Genomic DNA, 24,251 nt, shown 5'->3' with positions numbered 1-24,251 from the left:
ACTGCTTGCCTTGCTGAAGTTCACTGACCATTTGTTGGTGAGTTGCATAATTCAGCGCTACTGACGGACGATGATTATTTCCTTTACTCCGCCGGTCCCGGCCCTCGCCGAGCGAGACCGGGATAGCAGGGTTGAGTTTACAGGTGATGCTCGGCAAAATCTGCCAGACGCGAGCGCACCACACCATCAAGGTTAATGGTGGCACTGCCCGAGAAGTCTTTAAACTTCTCCACCAGGTAGGTTAAGCCCGAGGTCACAGCGCTTAGATAGTTACTGTCTATCTGCGCCAGGTTACCGCTACAAATCAGCTTGGTGCCTTCACCGCAACGGGTAATAATGGTTTTAAGCTGCGATGCTGTGAGGTTTTGCGACTCGTCCAGGATCACAATGGAGTTCTGGATACTCCGCCCGCGCATAAAATTAACCGACTTAAACTGAATATTGGCTTTCTCCATAATGTAACTCATGGAGCCTTTGGTGTTTTCGTCGTGTTTATGCAGCACTTCCAAAGAGTCGGTAATTGCCGCCAGCCAGGGCGCCATTTTCTCTTCTTCGGTACCAGGTAAAAAGCCGATGGATTCAGCGATTTCCGGGGTATTACGGGTAACGATAATCTTATCGTACATGTTCCGCTCTACTACCATCTCCAGTGCAGCGGCTAATGCCAGCAGCGTCTTACCACTACCTGCCGGGCCGGTGAGAATCACCAGATCGATATGCGGGTCGAGTAAGGAATGCAGAGCCATTGCCTGGCCAATATTTTTCGGATTAATTCCCCACGCATGGCGCGACATCAGACGCTCGTAACCGAGGTCGAGAATTTCCATCTGATCGCTGTCCATGGATTCCACCAGGCCAGCAAACTGATTACTTTCGTCGAGTAAAAACTCGTTAATGTATGCTTCGGGTAATAACGAGCGGGGCACGGTGTGGATGGTGTCTCGCCCTTCTGAGCGACTGTCTACCGATTTGACGCGCTCCCAGAAATCCCCCTCAAACTGATGATAGCCGCGGGTCAGATATTTAATGTCTGAAATCAGCTGATCGGTACGATAATCCTCAACATGAGCAAGCCCGGCTCCTTTGGCTTTGAGGCGCATATTAATGTCTTTGGTGACCAGCACTACTTCCTGGGAGGCAAACACGGTTTGTAAATGCAGCGCCACATTAATAATGCGGTTGTCGTTTTCGTCACTGGCAAAAATCTGCTGTGACTCGGTCATATTTAAATCAGCATAAATCGATAGCGTACCAGTCGGTCGGTTCTCACCGGCACCGAATCCACTAAGTGGCACACCGGCCAGCATTTCATCGGGGCTGGCATCACGCAATAAATCTTCCATGGCGCGAATACAGACCCTGGCATCACGGGCAACGTCTTTCTTACTGTCTTTTATATAATCCAGCTCTTCCAGTACCGTCATGGGCACCACAACATCATTTTCTTTGAAAGAGAGGAACGCGAGGGGTTCGTGTAGCAGGATATTGGTATCTAGGACATATATTCTGGTGTCTGCATTGCTTTTTCTTGGCATCCGTTACTCCAATGAACATGACCAAGCTCGTCTTATCGTCGACGTGCTATTACGAGCCGATGTACACGGAGTTAGCAGCCGACTGACACTCCGCATCACATCGACCATCAACTCCACCATAATCCAGTTTTTAAAACTATTCACTTTTTTTTGGCATTTTTAGACAAATTAATTTTTATCAGCTGATGGCATATTCATCAGGTACGACAAGATTGCAGCGGATTGCTATATTGAGCAAGACAGCTAAGGCGGGGATCAGTACAATACGCCCCCCGGTTATCGCGGAGTAGTTTAATATGAGTACCGACACACAATTTGCCATTGGTCAGCGCTGGCTGAGTAACACTGAAACAGAACTGGGCCTGGGCGCGATTATTCGCGTGGATTTCCGTTCCATAGAGGTGTTGTATCCTGCAACCGAAGAAAGCCGCATTTACACCAAAGCCGATGCGCCACTCACGCGCCTCACGTTTACCGAAGGTGAAATGGTCAAATCGCAGGAAGGCTGGAGCTTGTGTGTTGAGTCGATTACCGAGCAACAGGGTGTGTTGATTTATCATGGTGTACGCGAAGATACCAAACAGGCCACCACGCTGGCCGAACCCAACCTCGATCACCATATTCGTTTAAATCAGCCTGAGAAGCGGTTATTTAACTACCAGTTCGACCACCCCAAGTGGTTTGACTTACGCCATGGCTCACTAACCAATGAACATGCTCACGCTAAGTCCGACACCATTGGTCTGGTGGGCGCTCGTATCGAGCTGATTCCTCACCAGTTGCACATCGCTTCTGAAGTGGGTCGTCGCTATGCTCCACGGGTACTGCTGGCTGATGAGGTTGGCCTGGGTAAAACCATTGAGGCAGCGCTGATCATCCACCAGCAAATTCTTACCGGTCGTGCGTCGCGGGTATTAATTGTGGTACCGGATACCCTGCTGCATCAATGGCTGGTTGAAATGCTGCGCCGGGTTAATCTGGCCTTTGCAATTTATGACGAAAGCCGCTGCGTAGCACTGGAAGATGAGAGCGATAACCCCTTTGATAACGACCAGTTGATCCTGTGCGGCCTGAACTGGCTGACCAGCAACCCCAAACGTCAGCAGCAGATCCAGGAGACATCCTGGGACTTACTGGTGGTCGATGAAGCGCATCACCTGGCCTGGTCTGCCGATGAGCCGTCGCTGGAATATCAAACCATTGAAAAGCTTGCCGAAGCCACACCGGGTGTATTACTGCTTACCGCTACACCGGACCAGCTCGGTCACGAAAGTCACTTTGCCCGCTTGCGTTTGCTGGACCCTGCGCGTTTTTATGATTACGCGGCGTTTATAAAAGAAGAGTCTCAGTACACTCAACTGGCAGAAGCGGTAGCACCGCTTATTGAAGGCGATGAATTAAGTGCCGAACAAACCGCTCAGTTAACTGCGCTTGCACCTGAGATCATGGCGCAGTTTGATGATTTAAACAGTACCGAAAACCGCGATGCCATTTTGCATCAGCTTATCGATTGCCACGGTACCGGCCGCTTATTATTCCGTAACCGCCGCGCCGCGATAGAAGGGTTTCCGTCGCGCCACTTGCATGCTTACCCGCTGCCTAAACCTGAGCTTTACGAGAATGACGAGATTACCTCGTTAACCGAAGCCTTGTACCCTGAGCGCCAACCGGCACTTGCCGATGTCTGGCTGGATGCCGACCCACGGGTGAAATGGCTGTTAAACCTGTTGCCCGACATTAAACCGGAAAAGGTGCTGTTAATTTGTGCCAGTGCCGCCACCGCCCAGCAATTAGCTGAGCTGATCCGTATGCGAACCGGAATTCGTCAGGCCGTGTTTCACGAAGGCATGAGTATTGTAGAGCGTGATAAAGCCGCCCACTACTTTGCCGATCCGGAAGACGGTGCGCAGATTCTGCTATGTAGTGAGATTGGCAGCGAAGGCCGTAACTTCCAGTTCGCCCATCATTTGGTGCTGTTTGATTTACCGCTATCGCCGGATCTGTTGGAACAACGAATTGGCCGACTCGACCGGATTGGCCAGACTCAGGATATCCAAATCCACGTACCTGTAATTGAAGAATCTGCCCAGTCGGTATTGTTAAAGTGGTACCACGAAGGCCTGAATGCCTTTGAACAAACCTGCCCTACCGGCGGTAAAGTGTTCGACACGGTAGAAGAAACCCTGGTAATGAACTGCCTCACCCCGTTCGACACCGAGCTGCAGCAGGAACTGATTGAGCAAAGTCAACAGCTTAATGCCGAGCTCAAAGCCAAACTGGATGCCGGGCGCGACAAACTGCTGGAATTAAACGCTGCCGGTGTGGGCCGGGTCGATACACTATTGGAGCAGATCGTCGCCCAGGACAGTGCCAGCGAGTTACCTAAATTTGCCGGCCGACTGTTTGATGCCATTGGCATTGTGCAGGAAGAAAAAGGCCAGGACTGTTTTATTCTGCGCCCCAGCGAATCCATGATTGGCCACTTGCCGGGCCTGGACCCGGAGGGGATGACGGTCACCTACCGTCGTCGCACCGCAACTACACTGGAAAACGTGCACTTCTTAACCTGGGATCATCCGCTTATTCATCATGCCATGGAAATGGTGATGACCGACATCTACGGTAAGAGCAGCGTGGGCTTTGTGGCCGATACCAGCCAGCCTAAGGGCGCGTATTATCTGGAAACCCTGTTTGTGTTGTCGGCCAAAGCGCCTGCGGCACTGCAGTTGGAACGCTTCCTGCCGCCTACGCCAATCCGCTTGTGTCTGGATGCCAAGAGTCAGCCGTCGGATCTCGATACCACTGCCCATCGTCCCCTCGGCCGCAAGGTAGCAACACAATTAGTACAGGCACTTACGCCGCAGTTGCAGCAGCATTTACAGCATGCCCGCGAACTGGCCCATAAACAGGCAAATCACGTACTCGGCGAAGCTATGAATGCTATGCAAACTACCCTGGGCGGAGAAGTTCAGCGCCTGAAAGATTTGCAGCAGCAGAACCCGGCTATCCGTGACAGCGAAATCGAATTTATCGACATTCAGATGGCAGCGTTAACCAAAGTACTGCAAGAAAGTGACGTGCAGCTCGACGCCGTGCGGGTACTGGTAAACAATCCTTAAGGTCAACAAATTATAATGAGTGCAAATCCGGAATTTGTTTACCGACCGCCCTTTAGCCCCTACCTAAGCTTGTTGTACCATGATGACGATGTGCTTGTGGTTAACAAGCCCAGCGGGCTGCTTAGTGTGCCGGGTAAAGCACCGGAGCACCGGGACTCGCTAATCACCCGAATTCAACGGGTTTACCCTGTTGCCAGGATTGTTCACCGCCTGGATATGGCCACTTCCGGGGTGATGGTAGTGGCTCAGCATAAAGACAGCCATCGTCAGCTATCGCGGCAGTTTGAGCTACGCCAGACCGCCAAGCGATACTTTGCCAGAGTGGCCGGTGTACCTGCGCAATCCTCAGGCTCGGTAGACTTACCGCTAATCTGTGACTGGCCCAACCGGCCTAAACAAAAGGTCGATTTTGAGTCTGGTAAGCCTGCACTCACCCATTATGAAGTAGTCCAGCAGGATGCCACCGAGGCGCTCGTGGCGCTTATCCCGATAACTGGTCGTTCCCATCAGTTGCGGGTCCACATGCTTGAGCTGGGTCACCCCATCTTAGGCGATCGCCTGTATGGTACTCCCTCAGTGATAGCCAGTGCACCGCGCTTACAGTTGCACGCAGAGACACTATCATTTACCCACCCGACCAGCGGTAAACGCCTGCAGTTCAGTGCGCCCCTTCCATTTGGTCACTACCTACCTGATAAATTTTCAGAAGTGGTGCCGGGCGCTTAATGTTTGCGGATCATCGCCGATAACCTACTATTAGTGTTTGTCGGGACCTGCATAATTTAGTCATGAATCGCCCTTTTGTCCTCATCAGCGTTACTTTAACTCTGCTTTTACTGGTGATTTACAGTCGCCCGGTGACGGCGCTCACTATGGACGATCTTACGCACTATTTTCATGACGAGGACTTACTGACACTGGCCGTGGCCGACCAGCAAATTCCGGCCCTGGAGATCCAACCGAGTGTGCCGTTAGTGCGCGGTACCGCCATTATCCTGGTATCTCTTCAGTCACAATCGATTAATCTGGATACCGGACTGGTACTGGCCGAGAGTCTGGGTGAAAAAGGCTGGCGCACCTTGCTTATTCCCACCGACTTTAATCAGGCCGAGGCTACCCAGCCGGCATCGGTAACCAGTAATAAACCCGTAGCTAACCTGCTAACGGCGCCGGTGGACTATGATGCCTACCGGCTGCAAATTATCGGCTTGATTAACGCTGCCTACACCCATGCCAGTCAGTTTAAAGGATACACTTTTATTGTTGCCGAAGGCATGACCAGCGCGGTGCTGCTCGACGCCATCCACAACGGGTTGGTCAGTGCGCCGGATACGCTGGTGAGCGTTGGTGCATTCTGGCCAGCCAGAACCCAAAACAATGCGCTGGCTGAGATGCTGGCCCAAAGTAGCTACCCGGTACTCGATATTAGTTTGCCGTCGCTGAGCCAGTGGCAATCCGCCACGGTTGAGCAACGCAGAAATGCCGTGGCGATGAGTTTGAAGCAACTTTATCGTCAACGCACCTTTACAGCACAGCAAAGTTATGGCGGTGCTGGTGACCGGCTACCTCGCCCGGGGAGTGCCTGGTTAGGCACCGAGATTTACAGTTGGTTACGCTATCTCGGCTGGTAGCTAAACTTAAAATTGCTCATTCTGAATTGAAAATTACTGAAGTCTCAATGGCTTCAGAAATGACTAAAAGTTCTTCAATAACCGTTGAGAATTAAGACCGGCAATTCTCTTATAGCCCTTACCATGTAAGGTATAAACTGAGATACAGGAGTATGCTGCAACTCGTCGCATTTTTGTAATTCTACCGGTGACATTCGAATTTTCGACTATACTTCGATTATGTTTTCCAGCGGGTTGCCAGCGTGAGTATCAGTCAATTTATTGAGGAAAAATCCCGTCAGTTGTGTTTTTATTTGCGTGCATTCTGGCAGGGCACCCTTAACTATCAGGAACTCAATTATTTTTTCTGGGACACCCTTGAGGAGTGGTCTCTGTATCGCAGTGACGATCTGGAGCCGAGCACTCACAAAGAACGCGTCTTTTGGCACTTATTGCACCAAATACATTACTGGCGCGAAGATCAGCTTACCGACGACGAAATTTTACGCGAAGAATTAACCCATTGCGTGGCTTACCTCAAAGGCGAATCGGTGTATCCCATGGATTGCATCGGTATTCGTCCTTAACGCCAGCGGTTATCCTTGCTGCCTCTTTAGCCAGACTTTTACTTGCAGCCACCGGCTATCCGTGATCCAATAAGCGCATAACAATAGCTAAAAAGAGTCTTCCTCAGTGCGCACATCTCTGGCCGTTTTCCGCGACAAGCGCTTATTCAGTATATTTGTTTTTGGCATTGCCAGTGGCTTTCCCTGGGTCATGATCGGCTCAGTGCTCTCCGCCTGGCTAAAAGATGAATCGCTGTCACGCTCAGCCATTGGACTGTTTGGTGCTATATTCGCCGTTTATTCCTTTAACTTTTTATGGGCGCCATTACTTGACCGCATCAAGCCACTGGCGCTTGGTCAACGCCGCGGCTGGATAGGGCAAATGCAGTTGCTGATCATTGGTTGCTGTGTGTGGATGTCGACCCTCGATGCCCAAAGTTCGCTGTATCAGATTGCCCTGTGCGGCTTTATTATCGCTTTGAGCTCTGCCACCCAGGATATTGCCATTGATGCCTTCAGAATAGACACCATCGCTCAACATGAGACTGACGCCATGTCGGCAGCTTCTTCGCTGGCCACAGCCGGATGGTGGACAGGCTACGGCGGGCTCGGCGCGATACCATTTTTGGTGGCCGATCTACCCGGTTGGGAATGGCAGCATATTTATTTATTGCTGGCCGCTATTATGAGCTTATGCCTGATGGCCACGCTGGTGGTAGCTAAAGAGCCAGATGTAAACCGGCAGGCTATGCTGGATGCGGCCACCGCGCGCTATCAGGCATTACTGAGCGCTGGCGATAGTCTTTTCGGTAAGATCTCAAGCTGGCTGTTAGTCAGTCTGGTAGAGCCGTTCAGGGAGTTTTTTAGCCGCAATGGCGTAAAACTCGCACTGCAGATCCTGCTGTTTGTATTTTTGTTTAAAATTGGCGAGGCGTTTCTTGGCCGGATGAGCATTGTGTTTTACAAGGAGATAGGTTTCAGCAACAGTGATATTGGCACTTATTCAAAATTGCTCAACTGGTGGGTCACCATTGTGTTCTCCATTATCGGCGGCCTGGTAAATATCCGCTACGGTATTTTCCGCGGCCTGTTTATAGCCGGCATTGCCATGGCGGCCAGTAACCTGATGTTCGCCTGGATGGCCGAAATTGGCCCGCATAAGGGCTGGTTTGTGGTGACCATTGTGCTGGATGGCTTTACTTCAGCATGGAGCACCGTAGCCATGGTAGCCTTTATATCCCTGTTATGTAACCGGGCATTTTCGGCTACCCAGTATGCCCTGATGGCGTCTTTGAGTGTCGCCAGCCGTACCTTACTGGCGTCGGCAAGCGGTATTCTGGTGGATGCAATGGGCGGTAACTGGGCGCTGTTTTTTGTGCTCACCGCCCTGATGGTTATCCCCAGCCTGGTCATTCTTTACCGGCTGAGGCATAACATTACGGCGATTGAAAAAGGCAATTCTGCCAGATAGTTGAGGCCAAATTATCTGGTCCGCAGAATAGCCTGATTACGGCCATTTTCCTTGGCTTCATAGAGCGCCTGGTCGGCAATATCCAGCCATTGCATCTCATTGGCAAAAGCAGAGGAGAATTCCGCCAGTCCCAGGCTTACGGTAAACCTGATAGACTGGCCATCATGGGTGACTTCCGTTGCCTCGGCCGCCTTGCGGATCCGCTCAGCCACCTGCATCGCGCCATCGCCACTGGCGTCGGCTAAAATAATAGCAAATTCCTCACCACCATAACGACCGGCCAGGTCGGTTTCACGCACCTGCTTCTTAATGATTTGCGCCAGGGTTTGAATCACTTTATCGCCAGCCTGATGGCCATAGTTATCGTTAACCGCCTTAAAGTGGTCAATATCAAGCATCACGGCAATATTAGCCGACTCACGGCGTTTTGCCAGTCGGTACAAACTCTGAAACCGTTCTTGCCAGTAGCGGCGGTTATACAACTGAGTGAGTCCGTCCACTCGGCTCATTTCGGTAAGTTGGTTATTGAGGCCTTCGATATTCAGCCGGCTGCTGGCCTGGTCTGTTACATCGTAAACCAGCATACACATACGCTCGACGTTACCGGTCAGCGATGACAAAGGAAACAGGGTCACGTTCTGATACATGACGTCCAGTTCGGAGGTAATAGGCCGGTTACAGCCAAACTTAAACAAGTAGGGGCGCTGCTCCCAAATCAGAAACACCGGGGATTTGAGGTTAAACACAGGCTCTGCTTTTAGCATTAACCAGTCCTGCTCAATCTCCGGAAAGTGCTGGAACAGCGACTTACCCACAATCTGGCTGGGCCGCAGGTTACTGTGGTTTTCCATAAACTGGTTCCACACTTCCACCTTAAAGTCGCGATCGAGCACCACTATCCCTACTTCAACGGAGCTCAGTAAGTCATGTAACCAATGCTGGCGGCTAAGTTCTTCCATTACATCAGTGTTCACGGCATTAGTCCTCAATATCTACCAGTCGTGAATAAATACGCTCCATGGAGGTATCCGGGAACAACAACAGCAACTCAAAATGAATGCCGCGCTGTTTAATACCATAACCAATTTCTACCGCCATAATACGATTCCAGCGCTGCTTGGTGTTTGCCAGCAAACTCTCCAGCTCGCGGTTACGCCCCAGAATAATCGGTGACGAGTGGCTGAAAGTAACGTTAAGCTGATCAGACAGGGCATTCAGGCAGGCACCAATAAGGATATTAGAAATATCCATCAGCGCTTCAAGCTGCGCTGGCGCGGCCGACAACTGGTCATAATTTAATAGCGTAATGATATTTTCAAAGTCAGTATCATTGAAAATGACCAGCGCTTCACCGTTGATACCGGCACTAACAAACCCTTTGGACACTGCCGAAACACTGTCATTACGGTTAACCTCGGCAAAGGCCATATGCAGTTCGTTGTTCTCAATGATATTCACATTGGGAATGGGTAAGTCGATAAACTCGCCGAGTTGGCGGGCAAGGTTTTCACCCGCCCGGCCCATGGCCACATTAACTAGCTCCCGGTAAGCATCCAGCTTTTCGCTGTCGCTGCTACCAGCGAGTGCAGTTTGCTTCTTACGCTGCTCTGAACGGGCGTCGCCGGTGTAAATGCCGTACTGCTTGAGTAAGGTGATAAGCTTTTGATTATCGATGGGCTTACGAATAAAGTCTAATGCACCCATGGCCAGCATACGGGTGCGCGCTTCAGGCTGAACGTCTCCGGATACGGTAATCACCAAACAAGGTAAGTCTTCCCGACGGATGACTTCCATGGTGGCATAACCATCCATTACCGGCATATTCAGATCAAGGAACATCACGTCGCCTTTTCCGGCGCGGATCATTTCCAGCGCTTCCTGACCGTCTTTGGCAAAATGCAACAGTACGTCCCAGCCATCGGGAATGGCCCGGGCCATCTGCTTTCTGGCGAAAGCCGAGTCGTCGCAAATCAGTACATTGGTTTTACTCATAACCCACCTTAAATGGCCACCGGCGCTTTAATGTGTGGATGCGACTGATAGTTTTCTAAAGTGAAATCATCAATGCTAAAACCAAAGATATCCCTAACCTCAGGGTTGAGCCGCATGGTCGGGCGTGCAAAGGGCTCACGACTTAACTGCAGTTCTGTTTGCTCAAGATGGTTAAGGTACAGGTGGGCATCGCCCAGCGTATGGATAAACTCACCGGGTTCGAGGCCGCACACTTGTGCCACCATCAGGGTCAGCAAGGCATAGCTGGCGATATTAAAGGGTACGCCAAGGAAGACATCACCACTGCGTTGATATAACTGGCAGGAGAGCTTTCCTTCCAGCACATAAAACTGAAACAGGGTGTGGCAAGGCGGTAACGCTTGCTTGCCGTGGGCCGCATTGTCTTTCGGTGACATCGTTGGATCAGGTAGTACTGACGGGTTCCAGGCGCTTACAATCAGACGGCGGGAATCAGGGTTGGTTTTAATTTCGTTGATCAGCGCGGTAATTTGGTCGACGGTCTCGCCATCGGCGCCAGTCCAGCTGCGCCACTGATGGCCGTAAACCGGCCCTAACTCGCCCTCATCCGTGGCCCACTCATCCCAGATCGAAACACCGTTTTCCTTAAGATAGGCGATATTGGTTTCACCTTTTAAGAACCACAACAATTCATGAATAATGGAGCGCAGATGGCACTTTTTGGTAGTTACCAGCGGAAAACCTTCATTAAGGTCAAAGCGCATCTGATAGCCAAATACACTTAATGTTCCGGTGCCGGTTCTGTCTTCTTTTTTTACGCCGTTATCGCGAATATGGCGCATTAATGCTAAGTACTCTTTCATGCGTCGTCTAGCTCTTTACCGTTTTGTTAGCAGGTGTTGTTGTGACACCCTTCTTTTTATAGGCATATACCATTAGCCCCAGACCACCGAGGATCATCGGGATACAGAGCAGCTGTCCCTGACTCAGACCAACCTGATACAAACCAATGTGGGCATCAGGTTCGCGATAAAACTCAACAATAAAACGAAACGCGCCATACCCCATCAGGAATAAGCCGCCCACCGCACCGGTTGGTCTTGGTCGCGCAGAATACAGCCAGAGAATAATAAACAGTAACACACCTTCCAGGGCAAATTCATAAAGTTGTGAAGGATGGCGTGGCTGTGGACCAGCGCCCGGGAAAATAATCGCCCAGGGTACATCTGTAGTGCGCCCCCACAGTTCAGCATTAAGAAAGTTGCCAATACGGCCTGCACCGAGGCCAATGGGCACCAGTGGCGCAATAAAGTCTGCAACCTGCAAGAAGCTGGCATTCAGACGTTTAGCCTGCCAGGCCATGGCTGCAATCACGCCCAGTAAGCCGCCATGGAACGACATGCCGCCGGTCCATATTTTAAACAGATAAGTGGGATCTTCCACAAACAATCCCCACTGGTAAAACAGCACGTAACCCAGGCGCCCACCAATAATCACACCAACAAAGCCCCAAAACAGCAGATCGCTGAGCTGGTCGCGGTTCCAGGGCGAGTTTGGTAAGCGCTTTTTAGCCAGCAGATAAGCGGCAATAAAGCCCAGCAAATACATCATGCCATACCAGCGCACGCTTAGTGGCCCGAGACTGACAATAACCGGATCGATATTGGGAAATACCAGGAAGTCTGTTTCACCCATGTACTAATTCATTCCTATAATCATGCGGATACTCACTAACACCAGTAGTCCCGCTAAAATCTTTTTAAGTAATTCTGTTGGCATATTCTGCCCTAACCGGGCGCCAAAGCCAGCAGTAAATATAGAAGTGGCCATAATGCCAAATCCTGCGGGTAAGTAAACATACCCCAGTGACCAGTCTGGTAAATCGGGTAAATTCCAACCCGCGTGGATAAAGCTTCCGGTGCCAAATAACGCGATGACAAGACCGCTGACTGCTGCACAGCCAATTGCCTGACGAATAGGCACCTGAAACCAGACCAGTGCCGGTACCAGCAAAGCACCGCCGCCGATGCCCATCAATGCCGAGATGGTTCCTACAATGGCACCCACGGTAATTAGGATGGCTGGCGTATAAGCTTTATTCGAGGCGGTACGCTTGCCAAATACCATTTGTGCGGCAATGAGTATGACTAATCCGGCAAACACTTTGGTGAGAATATCAGCCGGCAACATGCTGGCCAGCTGAGCTCCGGCGATGGCACCAACCGCAATACCGGTACCGCTTAAAACAATCACCCGGGGCACAATATTGCCCAGTGAATAATGCGCTTTGGCAGAGAAAAAACCTGTAACGATAATGGTGAATAATGAAGTGGCAATAGCCATGGGCATCGCCAGCTCATGGCTGATGCCGGCAATACCGGTCAGCAGCGCAGACAGCACCGGAACAATAATCAGGCCGCCACCAATACCGAGCATGCCAGCCAGTGTCCCGGTGAGCATTCCCAGGGCCATACAACTGACGAAAATGAGTAGCAGAGGATCCAATCTAAGTCTCCGTAATGATTGAGGTTGCTAGCATACCATAAGTCCACCTTACAGAGGCGTTAGCATAGCCTTGTAATATGATGAATTTAAGAACCGGCCCGGACTAATCCACCGAGCCCTTTCACTTCCAAATACTGATTGATGTGATTAAAGACTTCTTCGTAGCTGTCGGAGGTTAATGCACAAGACAGTAACGACTGCGCCTCACTGAGGTTTACATTACGCACCACCCAGTTAATCTTACGCAGGTTAAAGGCGTTCATACTAAGTTTACGATACCCCATCCCCATTAGCAGGATGGCGCCGCCTGGTTCACCGGCGATTTCCCCACACACTGATACCGGTACCTGATACTGATCAGCCTGTTTGGCAATGTCATACAAAGCCGAGAGTACTGCCGGATGGTAGCTGTTATACAGGCTGGCCACCCGCGTGTTATTGCGGTCTACGGCGAGCAGGTACTGGGTTAAATCGTTACTGCCGACTGAGAAAAAGTCCACCTTTTTAGCCAGTTGCGGTAATTGATACAACACCGAGGGCACCTCGAGCATTATGCCCAGACGCGGCCGATAAAGCCGCTCGCCTTTAAGCCTTGCCTCTTCTTCTACCTCGAAAAACGCCTGCTCCACCAGCCGGCGCGCCTCATTTACCTCGCCAACGCTGGAAATCATCGGCAGCATAATACTGAGATTCTGTAAGCCAATACTGGCGCGTAACATGGCGCGGATTTGTACCAGGAAAATTTCCGGATGGTCGAGGGTCAGGCGGATCCCACGCCAGCCCAAAAACGGGTTTTCTTCAGTAATCGGGAAATAGGGCAGCGGTTTATCACCGCCCACGTCCAGTGTGCGCATAACAATCTCGCGATTTGGTGCGCTCTTCAGAACATTCTGATACAACTCAACCTGTTCACTTTCAGAGGGAAAACGCTCACGCATCATAAACGGAATTTCCGTACGATAGAGCCCTATGCCGACTTTGCCTGAGTGCACGGCGGTTTCAATCTCAGCGGATAAGCCAGCGTTCACCTGCAAATTAATCCGGCAGCCGTCTTCACTTTCGCAGGGCTTGTCGGCTTCTTTGTCGATACGCTCTGAGAGGAGTTTTTCTTCTTCTATGAGTTGACTGAACTCAGCCCTGATAGCCTTTTCAGGCGACACAATAACCTCGCCGGCATAGCCGTCGAGAAGGATTTCCTTTTTCTCAAGCAGGGTTGGCGACACATTCTGACAACCCATAACCGCGGGTACACCCATGGCTCTGGCGAGAATCGCGGCGTGGGAGTTATTGGAGCCACGAATAGAAATAATCCCGGCCAGAAACTCCTTGGGGAATTCCGCCAGCATTGGCGCGGAGACTTCTTCGGCCACCAGAATGCTAGCCTCGCTAGGGCGATCGCTGACGGCTTCTGTCTTGCCACTGATCACCTGCAGAATATTAACCAGGATCCGGTTAGATAAGTCCACAATATCGATGGCCCGTTCCTGCATGTACGGATCATCCATCGCCTCAAACCGGGCAGCATAAGCTTCTACCACCAGCTTTAATGATGACGCAGCATCCCAGCCCTCGCGTATTTTTGCCTCAACTTCCCGCCCCAGACTGTTGGCGTCGAGTAATTGATGATAAAGCTGAAAGATTGCCCGCACATCGTCGGGTACCTGGCCTTCCAGCCGTTGCGACAGCGCTTCGACCTGGGTGCGGGTAACCTCTACGCCTTTGCGGTAATAATCAATTTCCTGCTGGGTATTATCCGACTGTTTTACAATCCAGGTAGCCAGCGTGTAAGCCGCATGAGGCGAATACCCCACGCCCATGGCCAGACCCGGTGAACCCGGCACGCCGCGAACATTCTTTTGCATGTGGCCAGCGTATATGCCGGCAATGGGATTGAGTGCGCCACGGGTTTCAGCGTGGGATATTTCCAGCGCTATTTGCGCCGCCAGCGTCACCAGAAAGGCTTCTTCATCTTCACTGAATTTACGCTTGGCGCTTTGCTGCATGGTGATAACACCCAGCACTTTACGCTGATGGATAATCGGAGTGCCAAGAAAGGCGTGATAGCTTTCTTCTTTAACTTCCGGGTAATGTTTAAAGCGAGGGTGGTTGGGCGCATCCTGAATATTGAGCGGCTCTTCACGCTGCCCTACCAAGCCGATTAAACCTTCAGAAAAACCTATTTTAACCAGCTCCACAGCGTCAGGCGCGAGGCCGTCGGTGGCTTTAAGAACAAAAGCCTGAGAGTTGTAGTCGGCCAGGTAAATGGAGCAGGAGTCGACGCCCATGGTTTGCTTAACGCGTTCAGCCAGGCGAAACAATGCATCGGTCAACCGGGGAATTTGGTTGACCTCCTGAACGATACTTTTAAGTACCGTTAGAATGCTGTTTTTTCGACCCGCTTCTGCCGCCAAGAGTGATCCTACCCTTATCCGCGTCGTTTGCGACGATGCTGCTTTGAATGATGATGCTGGTGTCGCGGCTGCGAGGTGATCACCGTCCCGGCAAATTCTTTCATTACACGGCGGTAGACATCGCGCTTAAAGGACACCACATTTCTCACCGGGTACCAGTAACTCACCCAGCGCCAGTCATCAAATTCCGGATGACCGGATTTCAATACATCTACGTCTTTGTCCTGGCAATCCAGTTGCAACAAAAACCATTTTTGTTTCTGTCCTATACAAACCGGATTACTGCCTTGCCTTATTAACCGTTTGGGCAGTTTGTATCGCACCCAATTTCGTGTCACGCTCAGAATGCTTACGTCTTTCGGGGTAAGTCCTACTTCTTCATGTAACTCACGATACATTGCCTGCTCTACAGTTTCCCCTTCATCTATTCCGCCTTGGGGAAACTGCCATGAATGTTGGCCATACCGTCTTGCCCAAAATACCTGACCTATTTTGTTGCAAATCACTATGCCCACATTCGCACGGAATCCATCGGTATCTATCACTCAGACTCCCGGGCACTTTATAATGTTCTGTGATAGCATTCTTTCACAAACCTTTGTGCATGCAAAGTATTTATGACATTTGTTTAACGTAATGGTTTTTTAAGGGATAGAAGGTTTGCAAATACCAACCTGTGCACCCGCTGACTTATCAGAACTGGAAAGCCGCGCTCAGGCGATTGCCGGATTCAGTCTCGGCGAGTTGGCTGACATGGCAGGCATAGCCATTCCACGGGACTTTAAACGCCACAAAGGTTGGACAGGTCAGTTGATTGAAACCTGGTTAGGCGCTACCGCCGGTTCTAAGCCACAACAGGATTTCCCGGAGCTCGGGGTGGAACTCAAAACCCTGCCAATTAATCAGTTCGGTCAGCCGCTGGAAACCACTTACGTATGTTATGCCCCCTTACTGCTACCGCCGTTAATCACCTGGCAAACCAGTAATGTCAAAAACAAGTTGCAGTGTGTTCTGTGGGTACCGGTAGAGGGTGAACGGCAGATACCGGTAGCCGAGCGGCGCATTGCTACGCCTTTTCTGTGGCAACCCAATGAAGCACAAAACGCCCTGTTACAGCAGGACTGGGAAGAACTCACCGAGATGATCGCACTTGGCAAGGTTGAGTCAGTGACGGCCCGGCATGGCGACGTCATGCAGCTTCGCCCCAAGGCAGCCAGTGGCCAGGTGTTAACCGATGCGCTGGATGCCGAGGGCAATAAAATTAAAACCCGGCCCCGGGGCTTTTATCTGCGCAAACAGTTCACCAGTCTAATCCTGCAAACCCATTTTCAGCAATAATTATCGTTTCCCGGTGTTGCCTTTGACCTGAATCAAGCGATAGCGTTAACGGCTTTGCATATAAATAAAGACTTATATACAGTCGGGACTCAGAATTTGGCTGGCCCGGAGAATAACCATGGCTTTATTAATCAGCGAAGAATGTATTAACTGTGACTTGTGTCCGGCGGAGTGTCCAAACGAAGCCATTAGCATGGGTGACGAGATTTATCAGATCGATACTGCACGTTGTACTGAGTGTGTGGGCCACTACGACGAACCACGTTGTGTGGATGTTTGCCCGGTTGAATGTATTGAACAGGATCCGGCAAATAAAGAAACCCTTGATCAGCTCGCCGAAAAATACGCCGCCATGTATGCATAACGTCCACGGCCGCTAACCCTTAGCGGCGGCTTTCGAGGTATTTTAAAAAGCTGCGACTGGCAGTGCCATTCGCTCCCAGCTTCAGGCGCTTGGTAACACTGCCGAGTTTGGTGTCAGACCCCATTAATACCTGCTTGGCATACTTCATTCGATACTGGTAGATAAACCCACGGAAATGGGTTTTCTTACCCGCCAGTAACGCCAGACAAATATCACTGGCAGACATGCCTGCCCGTTCTGCGAACATCGCCAGGGTCAGGCCGATTTCTTTATAAGCTTTTTGACTGATCACCGCGGCTTCTGCGCGTTTTAATACCGCCTGAGCAGTGCTCTGCGACATTTTCGGCGCTGCACTCATAGCGTCGTGGTCGAAGGGCGACGGTGACGGCCGGTGAGCACGGCTCAACTGTGCCAGCAATACCAGCGTAGTGAGCGCCAGCCCTAAATGAAACCAGGTCAACCAGAATGTCAGCGGTAAGAAACCAAACGCAACCGCGGCAACAATAATCGCCAGGCAGAAAGCCATGCCTACCGCAAACCCACTGGCGCCGCTGAGCCCTTTGATGTGATACATTTCGGTATCCACTACCTGCAAGGGTAACTCGTGGTGGTATTGTTGTAGTTGCTCAATCAGCACAATACTGATGTACAAAAATAAAAAGGCAGCAATCAGGCAAGTTAAATACACAGCCCAGTAACTGAGTGGCTCTCCAAGCGGCGCAAATCCAGGCCATTGTTGCCAGTCACTGCCATGCAACCAGCCCTGAATAACCACTAGCACCAACATTCCAGGCCCTATCGTATAAAACGGCCACATTATCCGTTTTGGCTTACGCCACAGCATCGCCAGCAAGTTACGATAAATTCCGGCCAACAATACCGGCATTGCAGCCACAGCCGCCGCTGCCAACCAGGGTGATGCGCCGCCAACAAGCTGCCATAATTCACTGCTAAGCAGCAGCGGCCAGCTCAGTATGGCCAGCCAGAACCCCTTATAGCCTTTCGCTGCAACCTTATTCCTGCTGACTTTAAGCAGCAGACACAGCCACAGGACAGTTAGCGCACCTGCGCTCCAGAGTGGGATCATATGTTGAGTGGACATGGTGTTTTTGTTCCGCGGTGATCAGTTACCAGTACACTTCGCCGGTCATGGCGACCTGACGACTTCTTTCCATCACATTGAGCAGTCCGTGAGTTTTCTCGTGGACCCATTCCAGCAACTCCTGTTGCTCGGCCAGCTCGGCATCAAAAATTGATTTTTTCAATAATAACAGGGCATTGAGTTCATCGATACCGATTAAAATATCCAACCATGGCGCCCGGAAGTGGCCACGGCTGTCGGCAAACATATCGGCCAGTAAAAAGCCGTTAAACAAGGTCTGGCGTAACAACATTTCAACAGATGTATAGTTGGAAGCGTACATGCGGCGCTGGATGGGCATGGTTTGCAGAATAGTTTGCCAGCCTTGCGACAGCCAGCCTTTGGCATGCTCCATCAGCGGCATATCATAACCTTTTACCTCGGCTCGCCAGGGTTTGCTTTGCAGCATCTCAGCGATAGCCAGCTTAAGCTTTGAGGGCGCAGACTGAAAAAGCCGGCTCGCAGGATCATGAGCCTGCACCAAACCGGCCTGCCGCCCCTGCAAGTAGCTGATCAGAGCCGGATAGCGTGACAGCTTTTTATTAAACAAACTCTTCTTAGACAACAACAAACGTAAACTCTGCAGATCGTCCTGCCACAGCCAGTTATCGGCATAACTGAGCAGTTGCTTATGCAGTGTCAGCATGGCCGGGCATTGTAAAACGGGTAAATACAGCGACACCGTCTGTAACAGCATTCGCACTGCCCGGGTAACCTCAGTAAGCATTTTGGTAGCGCCGGTTTCAAAGTACAGATGCTCATGTTTTTGCCAATGCACTAATCCACATTCCAGCGCCCGGCAAAAAGCGGCTTCGGTAGAAATATTGTCTTTCAGCGGCAGGAAGTCCGGTAGCGGCGTCACTTTATGAGAAACACCGTGCAGTAACTGGTACCCCTGGGCCGCTTTGGAGGTATCACTTAATCTCGCCGGTAGCGCATCCACCAGCCGGTTTGCCAGCTCGAACATGCGGCTCAGTTCGCCGCTTTTTAACTCAAGCTCGATTTCGCGGATCGGTGCTTCCTGCTGTTGCGCAGCAACTTTGCCGTTATCGAAAACCAGCTCAATTTCAGCATCGGGATAGCTAATATCAAAGATAGTTCGGTTAAAATGTGTGCCGAACTGCTTTTCTAACTGCTCGTTTAGCGTTTGTGCCTGATGACCTTGTGGCCATGGCACATCATTAAACAGGGTCAGGTCGGGTTCCGGACTATCCAAATCAACGTTAAATTCCAACCGCTGATGCAAGCCGCCACTTACCTGTCCGGTGGTTTTTACCGTTTGCTCGTAGCGACCATCGGCACCGCGCACACGCATGCCAATTTTATTTTGCTGAAACAAATGTTCGGTGGTGTCGTAATAATCATTGAGCAGATGAATCTGACCTTTCTCCTCAATGGTGACATCCTGCGACGTTAAGACGGTGAAGAGGTTGTTTTTAAGTGCGGGCAACGGATCTTCGCGCAGCACAAATTTGATTTCGGTTTCCGACATGGAACAGTCGTACTCATAAGCAGTTGCGAGATAGTCCGGCTACATTACCTGCCGATGGGTCATTTAGCAATAGGCGCCACGCCGCAGACCACCGGCAATTACAATGTATGTCGGGAAGCACTTGCCTTTCATGGTATCAGCCCCTAACATCAGAGCATTATTTTATGATGTAGAGACACTCATGCGCTTGCTACCTTTTCTTTTCGGCCTGGTTTTTGTGAGCCTGCCAGCCGCGGCTCAGCAATCTTCAGATAATTTAACGGCCGATAGCGATCACTATATTGCCGATAACCTTATTGTATACATGCATTCAGGACCGGGACGTAATTACCGGATCCTGGGCTCTATTGAAGCCGGATTGCCGGTAACCGTGCTGCAAACCAACAGTGAAAATGACTTTACTCAAATCAGCGATGCCGACGGTCGTGAGGGTTGGGTGGAAACTCAGTATCTTATCAACACCATTTCCCGCCGGGCGCAATTGCCGCAGCTGAGTCAGCGTCTCGCCGACAGCGAACAGCAGCTTAACCGGGTTCAATCGCGCAACGCCGAACTGAGCCAGGAGCTGGCGCAGGTAAAACAGCAAAATGCTCAGTTGGAAGCGGCGCTGAATGAATCACAGCAATCTGTTTCGTCGCTGGAGGCGCAAATCAGCGAGCAGGATACCCAGGAACGTTACAGGATGTTCAGTTATGGCGGTATCGTTGCAGGTGCCGGTGTTTTACTGGGTATTATCGTGACCTTTATTCCCAAGCGTCGTCGCCGGAACGACTCTTGGATGTAGTGGCTTTTGCGAACAGAAAGGGCGCTTTAATAAGCGCCCTTTTTCATTTTTGAAGACTTAAATTTTAAAACTTAGCTACTCGTCTTCGTCCACCATGGTCATCAGCGAGGTATTACCGCCTGATGCCGTAGTATCGATACTGATAGTCTTCTCGGTCATCAGACGCTGAATCAGCTTATCGTTATATTCGGCGGTGATTACCGGCAGGATAGCGCCCTGACGCTCGGCCAACATCGCAGTAATGTGAGCAGTACGCTCGGTATTACTGTCGACAACCACACCAGCCAGTTGCTCATCCATTAACAGCGCATCGAGGTGGCTTAGTCTGGCAACCTGGAACACACCATCCGGCGCACCTACTGCCTTAAACTTCTCTTTTACTGCCAGTGCCTCCTCATAAAACAAATCAGAGACAACAGACACCACGCAGTTACCGGTAGCCAGGGCCGACACGATAGACAGCATCCAGTATTCGAACGCTACTTCCTTATCCGCGAAACATACCAACACGCCACGAGGCTCAAGGTACAGTTTATTCGACTCACCGGTTGGCCCGGGCAATACAGTAGGTTTAGCGAGCTTTTTATCGATGCTGATTAACTGCGAACGAGCAGAAGCCAGTGTGCGGTTAAGGTCATCGGCTAACTCCTCAACAATATCTACCGTTGCCAGTTTAGCCAACAGCTGACGCACCTTGGAAATCCGCTCATGTAACGGCAGATAACGCCAGGTTTCTTCTGTCTCGGTTGCCTTACGCATAATGGCAGCCGCTTCTTCGTGCTGCGTCTCGCCGCCCGACAGGGCATCGTCGATACTTTCAGGCTCTTCCAGGATAGTGGGGTTCGGCGTCGCTTTTTCCATCATCAGGCGCGACAGGTAGCTTGGGCCACCCGCTTTTGGCCCGGTGCCGGATAATCCACGGCCACCAAATGGCTGAACACCGACAATGGCACCAATCATGTTGCGGTTGATATATACGTTACCTACGCGGACGCGTGCCGCCAACTCATAAGCCCGCTCTTCTATACGTGAATGGATACCCATGGTCAGGCCATAACCGGTATCATTAATTTGCTTCAGCACTTTATCGAGCTCTTTACCTTTAAAGCGCACCACGTGTACAACCGGACCAAACACCTCACGTTTTAATACGCTCAGATCACTGATCTCGTAAAGAGTTGGCGGGAAGAAAGTACCGTCTTTAGCGCTTTGAGGCAGCTCTGACTGATACAGCAACTTGCCGTTTTCTTTCATGTATTCGGCATGTTCCTGTAGCGAAGACAGGGCTTTCTGATCAATCACCGGGCCCACATCGGTGCTCAACCACGACGGATCGTCGATGGTCAGCTCTTTCACCGCACCGGTGAGCATTTTGATCAGGTTATCAGCAATGTCTTCCTGAACAAACAAGACCCGCAATGCAGAGCAGCGCTGACCGGCACTCTGGAAGCCGGAATGGATAACATCATCCACCACCTGCTCAGGCAAAGCGGTTGAATCGACAATCATACAGTTCTGACCGCCGGTTTCGGCAATCAGTGGTACCTGTTCACCACCACGCTGGGCCAGTGTCTTGGAAATCAGCGTACCGGTTTGGGTTGAACCGGTAAAAATAACCGCCTTGATACGCTCATCCGGCAGCAGTACGTTACCCACATCCGGGCCTTTGGCGATAACCAGTTGCAGAGCATTGTCCGGTAAGCCCACCGAGCGCATCATCTGCACTGCGCGCAGGGCAATCATGCTGGTTTGCTCAGCAGGTTTGGCCACCACAGTATTACCGGTTGCCAGCGCGGCAACCACCTGACCAAGGAAAATAGCCAGCGGGAAGTTCCACGGGCTGATACAAAGCACCACGCCACGGGGGACCAGACGCTCATCCTGGCTAAGCTCCACAGCTCTGGCAGCGTAATAACGACAGAAATCCACGGCTTCTCGTACTTCGTCGATAGAATCCTGGGTTACCTTGCCGGCCTCGCGAATACAGATCGCAATCAGCTCGTCCATATGCCGTTCCAGGGAATCCGCTACCTGATTCAGCAGCATTGCCCGTTCACTGGCAGAGCGCTGTGACCACTCCTGAAAACCATTTTCTGCGTTATCCAGGGCCTTTTTGATAGCCGCTTCATCGGCATAATGATGATAACCCACAACGTCGTTAAGGTTGGCCGGGTTCTTCACCGGCACCGCACCTTCCGGCACATCCTCTGACTGCACAACGTACTGACGTGCATAACGGCCTACGTTGTACTTGAGAGTATTAACGGTATTCAGATCGGTCAGATCCATGCCTTTGGAATTGACCCGCTCCGGAGCAAACATTTCTGAAGCTTTGTTGATTTGCTTGTTATAGCGGTACGTCAGGCGCTGAGTCAGCTCCACCGGATCCTCAAGCAGCGCCTCTACCGGCTTGCTGTCATCCACAATGGCGTTAACAAACGAAGAGTTGGCGCCGTTTTCCAGTAAGCGTCGAACCAGGTAAGCCAGCAGGTCTTCATGAATACCAACCGGCGCATATACACGACACTGAATTTGTTCTTCAGTAACAACCTGATCGTACAGGGTATCGCCCATACCGTGCAGACACTGAAACTCAAAACCTTGTTTGTCATCACCGGCCAGCTCGACAATCACTGCAGCGGTATAGGCGTTATGAGTAGCAAACTGCGGGTAAATTGTATCCCGGTATTCCAGCAGCTGATTAGCACAGGCATGATAAGACACGTCGGTAGACGATTTACGGGTAAATACCGGAAACGCATCCACACCCGCCGTTTGGGTGAGTTTAATTTCAGTATCCCAGTACGCCCCTTTCACCAGGCGCACCATCATTTTACGGCCTACATCCAAAGTCAGCTCGCGCAACCACTCAATAACATGGATGGCACGTTTCTGATAAGCCTGCACGGCCAGACCAAACCCTTCCCAGCCCTCAAGATCCGGGTCGCGGAATACCTTCTCGATAATATCCAGCGAAGTCTCAAGTCGGTCTGCTTCTTCAGCATCCACCGTGAGGCCAATATCGTATTCCTTGGCCATCATACACAGTGATTTAAGTCTTTCTGGCAGTTCTTCCATCACCCGCTCGTAGTGAGAAAATTCATAGCGTGGATGGATTGCCGATAGTTTTACCGAGATACCTGGCGACTTGCGCGGTCCTTTGCCGGCAGCGGCTTTACCAATCACCTTTATGGCTTTTACATAGGCATCGTAATAACGGTCTGCATCGGCAAAGGTGCGAGCCCCTTCACCAAGCATATCGTAAGAATATACATACCCTTTCTTTTCTTTTTCCTCAGCGCGCTCTACCGCATCTTCGATGCTTTCGCCCATGACAAACTGACGACCCATTACGCGCATGGCAATATTCATGGCCCGGCGGATCACCGGCTCACCGAGGCGACCAAGGGTCTTTTTCAACAGGCCAAACTGCTCACTCTTACGTTTGTCGGCGTAATTGACCATGTTACCGGTAAACAATAAGCCCCAGGATGAAGCGTTAACGAACAGGGATTCACTGTTGCCAAGGTGCGGGGTCCACTGACCTTTAGAAAGTTTGTCGCGGATCAGTTCGTCCTGAGTGTCTTTGTCCGGCACCCGCAATAACGCTTCAGCCAGACACATTAATACCACGCCTTCCGAAGTAGACAGAGAATATTCATTCAGCAGAGCGTCAACGCCACCATGGCCCTCCTGATCACGCCGAATTTTAAGCACCATGCGTCTGGCGCGTTCCCATGCCCGACTGCGGGCACGGGGGTTGACTTCGGCAATCGGCAGGATCTGATCGACCGCGTCAGTTTCGGGGATGCGATAATAATCGCGGATCAACTGTCGGATCGGGCTGGTAGTCGTAAACGTGCTTTTAGTTAACATTGAACCCCTTGTGTACTTTCTGTCGTATAAAAATTAAAATTGTCACCGTTTTTTAACGCGGCAGTTTG

General features: G+C 51.0%; 19 protein-coding genes. 8 read left to right on the top strand and 11 right to left on the bottom strand.

All coding sequences use genetic code 11. The features are described 5' to 3' along the window. Window positions 1–137 precede the first annotated feature (137 nt). Window positions 138–1,535, bottom strand: coding sequence for a PhoH family protein (locus C6Y40_RS17760; protein ID WP_105935739.1), 1,398 nt, complete (start codon window positions 1,533–1,535; stop codon window positions 138–140). 296 nt (window positions 1,536–1,831) lie between these two features. Between C6Y40_RS17760 and rapA the strand changes: the two genes are divergently transcribed. The 5 genes from rapA (at window position 1,832) to C6Y40_RS17735 (ending at window position 8,301) form a co-directional block, all read left to right on the top strand. Then, window positions 1,832–4,654 (top strand): RNA polymerase-associated protein RapA, encoded by a 2,823-nt coding sequence (gene rapA / locus C6Y40_RS17755; RefSeq protein WP_105935738.1) that lies wholly within the window; start codon window positions 1,832–1,834, stop codon window positions 4,652–4,654. A gap of 15 nt (window positions 4,655–4,669) precedes the next feature. Next, on the top strand, window positions 4,670–5,380 hold the full coding sequence (gene rluA, locus C6Y40_RS17750; RefSeq protein WP_105935737.1) for a bifunctional tRNA pseudouridine(32) synthase/23S rRNA pseudouridine(746) synthase RluA: 711 nt from the start codon (window positions 4,670–4,672) through the stop codon (window positions 5,378–5,380). A gap of 62 nt (window positions 5,381–5,442) precedes the next feature. Next, window positions 5,443–6,285: a DUF3530 family protein gene (locus tag C6Y40_RS17745; protein ID WP_105935736.1), complete on the top strand. Its 843-nt coding sequence runs from the start codon at window positions 5,443–5,445 to the stop codon at window positions 6,283–6,285. A 242-nt stretch (window positions 6,286–6,527) separates the two neighbouring features. Beyond that, window positions 6,528–6,851: a hypothetical protein gene (locus C6Y40_RS17740; protein ID WP_105935735.1), complete on the top strand. Its 324-nt coding sequence runs from the start codon at window positions 6,528–6,530 to the stop codon at window positions 6,849–6,851. Window positions 6,852–6,957: 106 nt separating this feature from the next. Further along, complete coding sequence (locus tag C6Y40_RS17735) at window positions 6,958–8,301, top strand: AmpG family muropeptide MFS transporter (RefSeq protein WP_105935734.1); 1,344 nt, start codon at window positions 6,958–6,960, stop codon at window positions 8,299–8,301. Between the two features lie 11 nt (window positions 8,302–8,312). Here the strand turns inward: C6Y40_RS17735 and C6Y40_RS17730 are convergent, their stop codons facing one another. The 7 genes from C6Y40_RS17730 to rppH all read right to left on the bottom strand — a co-directional run bounded on the left by C6Y40_RS17730 (window position 8,313) and on the right by rppH (window position 15,733). Further along, on the bottom strand, window positions 8,313–9,260 hold the full coding sequence (locus tag C6Y40_RS17730) for a GGDEF domain-containing protein (RefSeq protein WP_105935755.1): 948 nt from the start codon (window positions 9,258–9,260) through the stop codon (window positions 8,313–8,315). 19 nt (window positions 9,261–9,279) lie between these two features. Next, a complete protein-coding gene (locus tag C6Y40_RS17725; protein ID WP_105935733.1) occupies window positions 9,280–10,293 on the bottom strand; it encodes a response regulator in 1,014 nt (337 codons plus the stop codon). 8 nt (window positions 10,294–10,301) lie between these two features. After that, window positions 10,302–11,135 (bottom strand): thymidylate synthase, encoded by an 834-nt coding sequence (locus C6Y40_RS17720; RefSeq protein ID WP_105935732.1) that lies wholly within the window; start codon window positions 11,133–11,135, stop codon window positions 10,302–10,304. A gap of 7 nt (window positions 11,136–11,142) precedes the next feature. After that, window positions 11,143–11,967: a prolipoprotein diacylglyceryl transferase gene (lgt, locus tag C6Y40_RS17715; protein ID WP_105935731.1), complete on the bottom strand. Its 825-nt coding sequence runs from the start codon at window positions 11,965–11,967 to the stop codon at window positions 11,143–11,145. Between the two features lie 3 nt (window positions 11,968–11,970). Beyond that, entirely contained in the window at window positions 11,971–12,777 is an 807-nt protein-coding gene (locus tag C6Y40_RS17710; protein ID WP_105935730.1) for a sulfite exporter TauE/SafE family protein, read from the bottom strand. A gap of 86 nt (window positions 12,778–12,863) precedes the next feature. Then, a complete protein-coding gene (gene ptsP, locus C6Y40_RS17705) occupies window positions 12,864–15,158 on the bottom strand; it encodes a phosphoenolpyruvate--protein phosphotransferase (protein WP_105935754.1) in 2,295 nt (764 codons plus the stop codon). 44 nt (window positions 15,159–15,202) lie between these two features. Then, window positions 15,203–15,733, bottom strand: coding sequence for an RNA pyrophosphohydrolase (gene rppH, locus C6Y40_RS17700; RefSeq protein ID WP_105935729.1), 531 nt, complete (start codon window positions 15,731–15,733; stop codon window positions 15,203–15,205). A gap of 106 nt (window positions 15,734–15,839) precedes the next feature. Between rppH and mutH the strand changes: the two genes are divergently transcribed. Further along, window positions 15,840–16,526, top strand: coding sequence for a DNA mismatch repair endonuclease MutH (gene mutH, locus C6Y40_RS17695; protein ID WP_420836945.1), 687 nt, complete (start codon window positions 15,840–15,842; stop codon window positions 16,524–16,526). A gap of 118 nt (window positions 16,527–16,644) precedes the next feature. Beyond that, on the top strand, window positions 16,645–16,890 hold the full coding sequence (locus tag C6Y40_RS17690) for a YfhL family 4Fe-4S dicluster ferredoxin (RefSeq protein WP_105935727.1): 246 nt from the start codon (window positions 16,645–16,647) through the stop codon (window positions 16,888–16,890). Between the two features lie 19 nt (window positions 16,891–16,909). Here the strand turns inward: C6Y40_RS17690 and C6Y40_RS17685 are convergent, their stop codons facing one another. Both C6Y40_RS17685 and C6Y40_RS17680 read right to left on the bottom strand, forming a co-directional pair. Beyond that, entirely contained in the window at window positions 16,910–17,992 is a 1,083-nt protein-coding gene (locus tag C6Y40_RS17685; protein ID WP_146129603.1) for a helix-turn-helix domain-containing protein, read from the bottom strand. A 25-nt stretch (window positions 17,993–18,017) separates the two neighbouring features. Continuing rightward, window positions 18,018–19,523 (bottom strand): CYTH domain-containing protein, encoded by a 1,506-nt coding sequence (locus C6Y40_RS17680; protein WP_105935725.1) that lies wholly within the window; start codon window positions 19,521–19,523, stop codon window positions 18,018–18,020. A gap of 130 nt (window positions 19,524–19,653) precedes the next feature. On the opposite strand from C6Y40_RS17680, the gene C6Y40_RS17675 reads away from it, so the two are divergent. Then, on the top strand, window positions 19,654–20,307 hold the full coding sequence (locus tag C6Y40_RS17675; RefSeq protein ID WP_170308529.1) for a TIGR04211 family SH3 domain-containing protein: 654 nt from the start codon (window positions 19,654–19,656) through the stop codon (window positions 20,305–20,307). 75 nt (window positions 20,308–20,382) lie between these two features. On the opposite strand, the gene putA is transcribed toward C6Y40_RS17675, so the two are convergent. Beyond that, window positions 20,383–24,183: a bifunctional proline dehydrogenase/L-glutamate gamma-semialdehyde dehydrogenase PutA gene (putA, locus tag C6Y40_RS17670; protein ID WP_105935723.1), complete on the bottom strand. Its 3,801-nt coding sequence runs from the start codon at window positions 24,181–24,183 to the stop codon at window positions 20,383–20,385. Between the last annotated feature and the right edge of the window lie 68 nt (window positions 24,184–24,251).

The organism is Marisediminitalea alba, from assembly GCF_002993365.1.
GTDB lineage: Bacteria > Pseudomonadota > Gammaproteobacteria > Enterobacterales > Alteromonadaceae > Alteromonas > Alteromonas alba.
Note: the sequence above shows the minus strand (reverse complement) of the source record. Positions and strands in the feature narration are given on the sequence as shown.

Excerpts from the sequence above, each read along its gene's own strand:
- C6Y40_RS17760 (WP_105935739.1), bottom strand. The coding sequence starts at position 1,535 with ATGCCAAGAAAAAGCAATGCAGACACCAGAATATATGTCCTAGATACC.
- rapA (WP_105935738.1), top strand. The coding sequence starts at position 1,832 with ATGAGTACCGACACACAATTTGCCATTGGTCAGCGCTGGCTGAGTAAC.
- rluA (WP_105935737.1), top strand. The coding sequence starts at position 4,670 with ATGAGTGCAAATCCGGAATTTGTTTACCGACCGCCCTTTAGCCCCTAC.
- C6Y40_RS17745 (WP_105935736.1), top strand. The coding sequence starts at position 5,443 with ATGAATCGCCCTTTTGTCCTCATCAGCGTTACTTTAACTCTGCTTTTA.
- C6Y40_RS17730 (WP_105935755.1), bottom strand. The coding sequence starts at position 9,260 with ATGGAAGAACTTAGCCGCCAGCATTGGTTACATGACTTACTGAGCTCC.
- C6Y40_RS17725 (WP_105935733.1), bottom strand. The coding sequence starts at position 10,293 with ATGAGTAAAACCAATGTACTGATTTGCGACGACTCGGCTTTCGCCAGA.
- C6Y40_RS17720 (WP_105935732.1), bottom strand. The coding sequence starts at position 11,135 with ATGAAAGAGTACTTAGCATTAATGCGCCATATTCGCGATAACGGCGTA.
- lgt (WP_105935731.1), bottom strand. The coding sequence starts at position 11,967 with ATGGGTGAAACAGACTTCCTGGTATTTCCCAATATCGATCCGGTTATT.
- C6Y40_RS17690 (WP_105935727.1), top strand. The coding sequence starts at position 16,645 with ATGGCTTTATTAATCAGCGAAGAATGTATTAACTGTGACTTGTGTCCG.
- C6Y40_RS17685 (WP_146129603.1), bottom strand. The coding sequence starts at position 17,992 with ATGTCCACTCAACATATGATCCCACTCTGGAGCGCAGGTGCGCTAACT.
- C6Y40_RS17680 (WP_105935725.1), bottom strand. The coding sequence starts at position 19,523 with ATGTCGGAAACCGAAATCAAATTTGTGCTGCGCGAAGATCCGTTGCCC.
- C6Y40_RS17675 (WP_170308529.1), top strand. The coding sequence starts at position 19,654 with ATGGTATCAGCCCCTAACATCAGAGCATTATTTTATGATGTAGAGACA.
- putA (WP_105935723.1), bottom strand. The coding sequence starts at position 24,183 with ATGTTAACTAAAAGCACGTTTACGACTACCAGCCCGATCCGACAGTTG.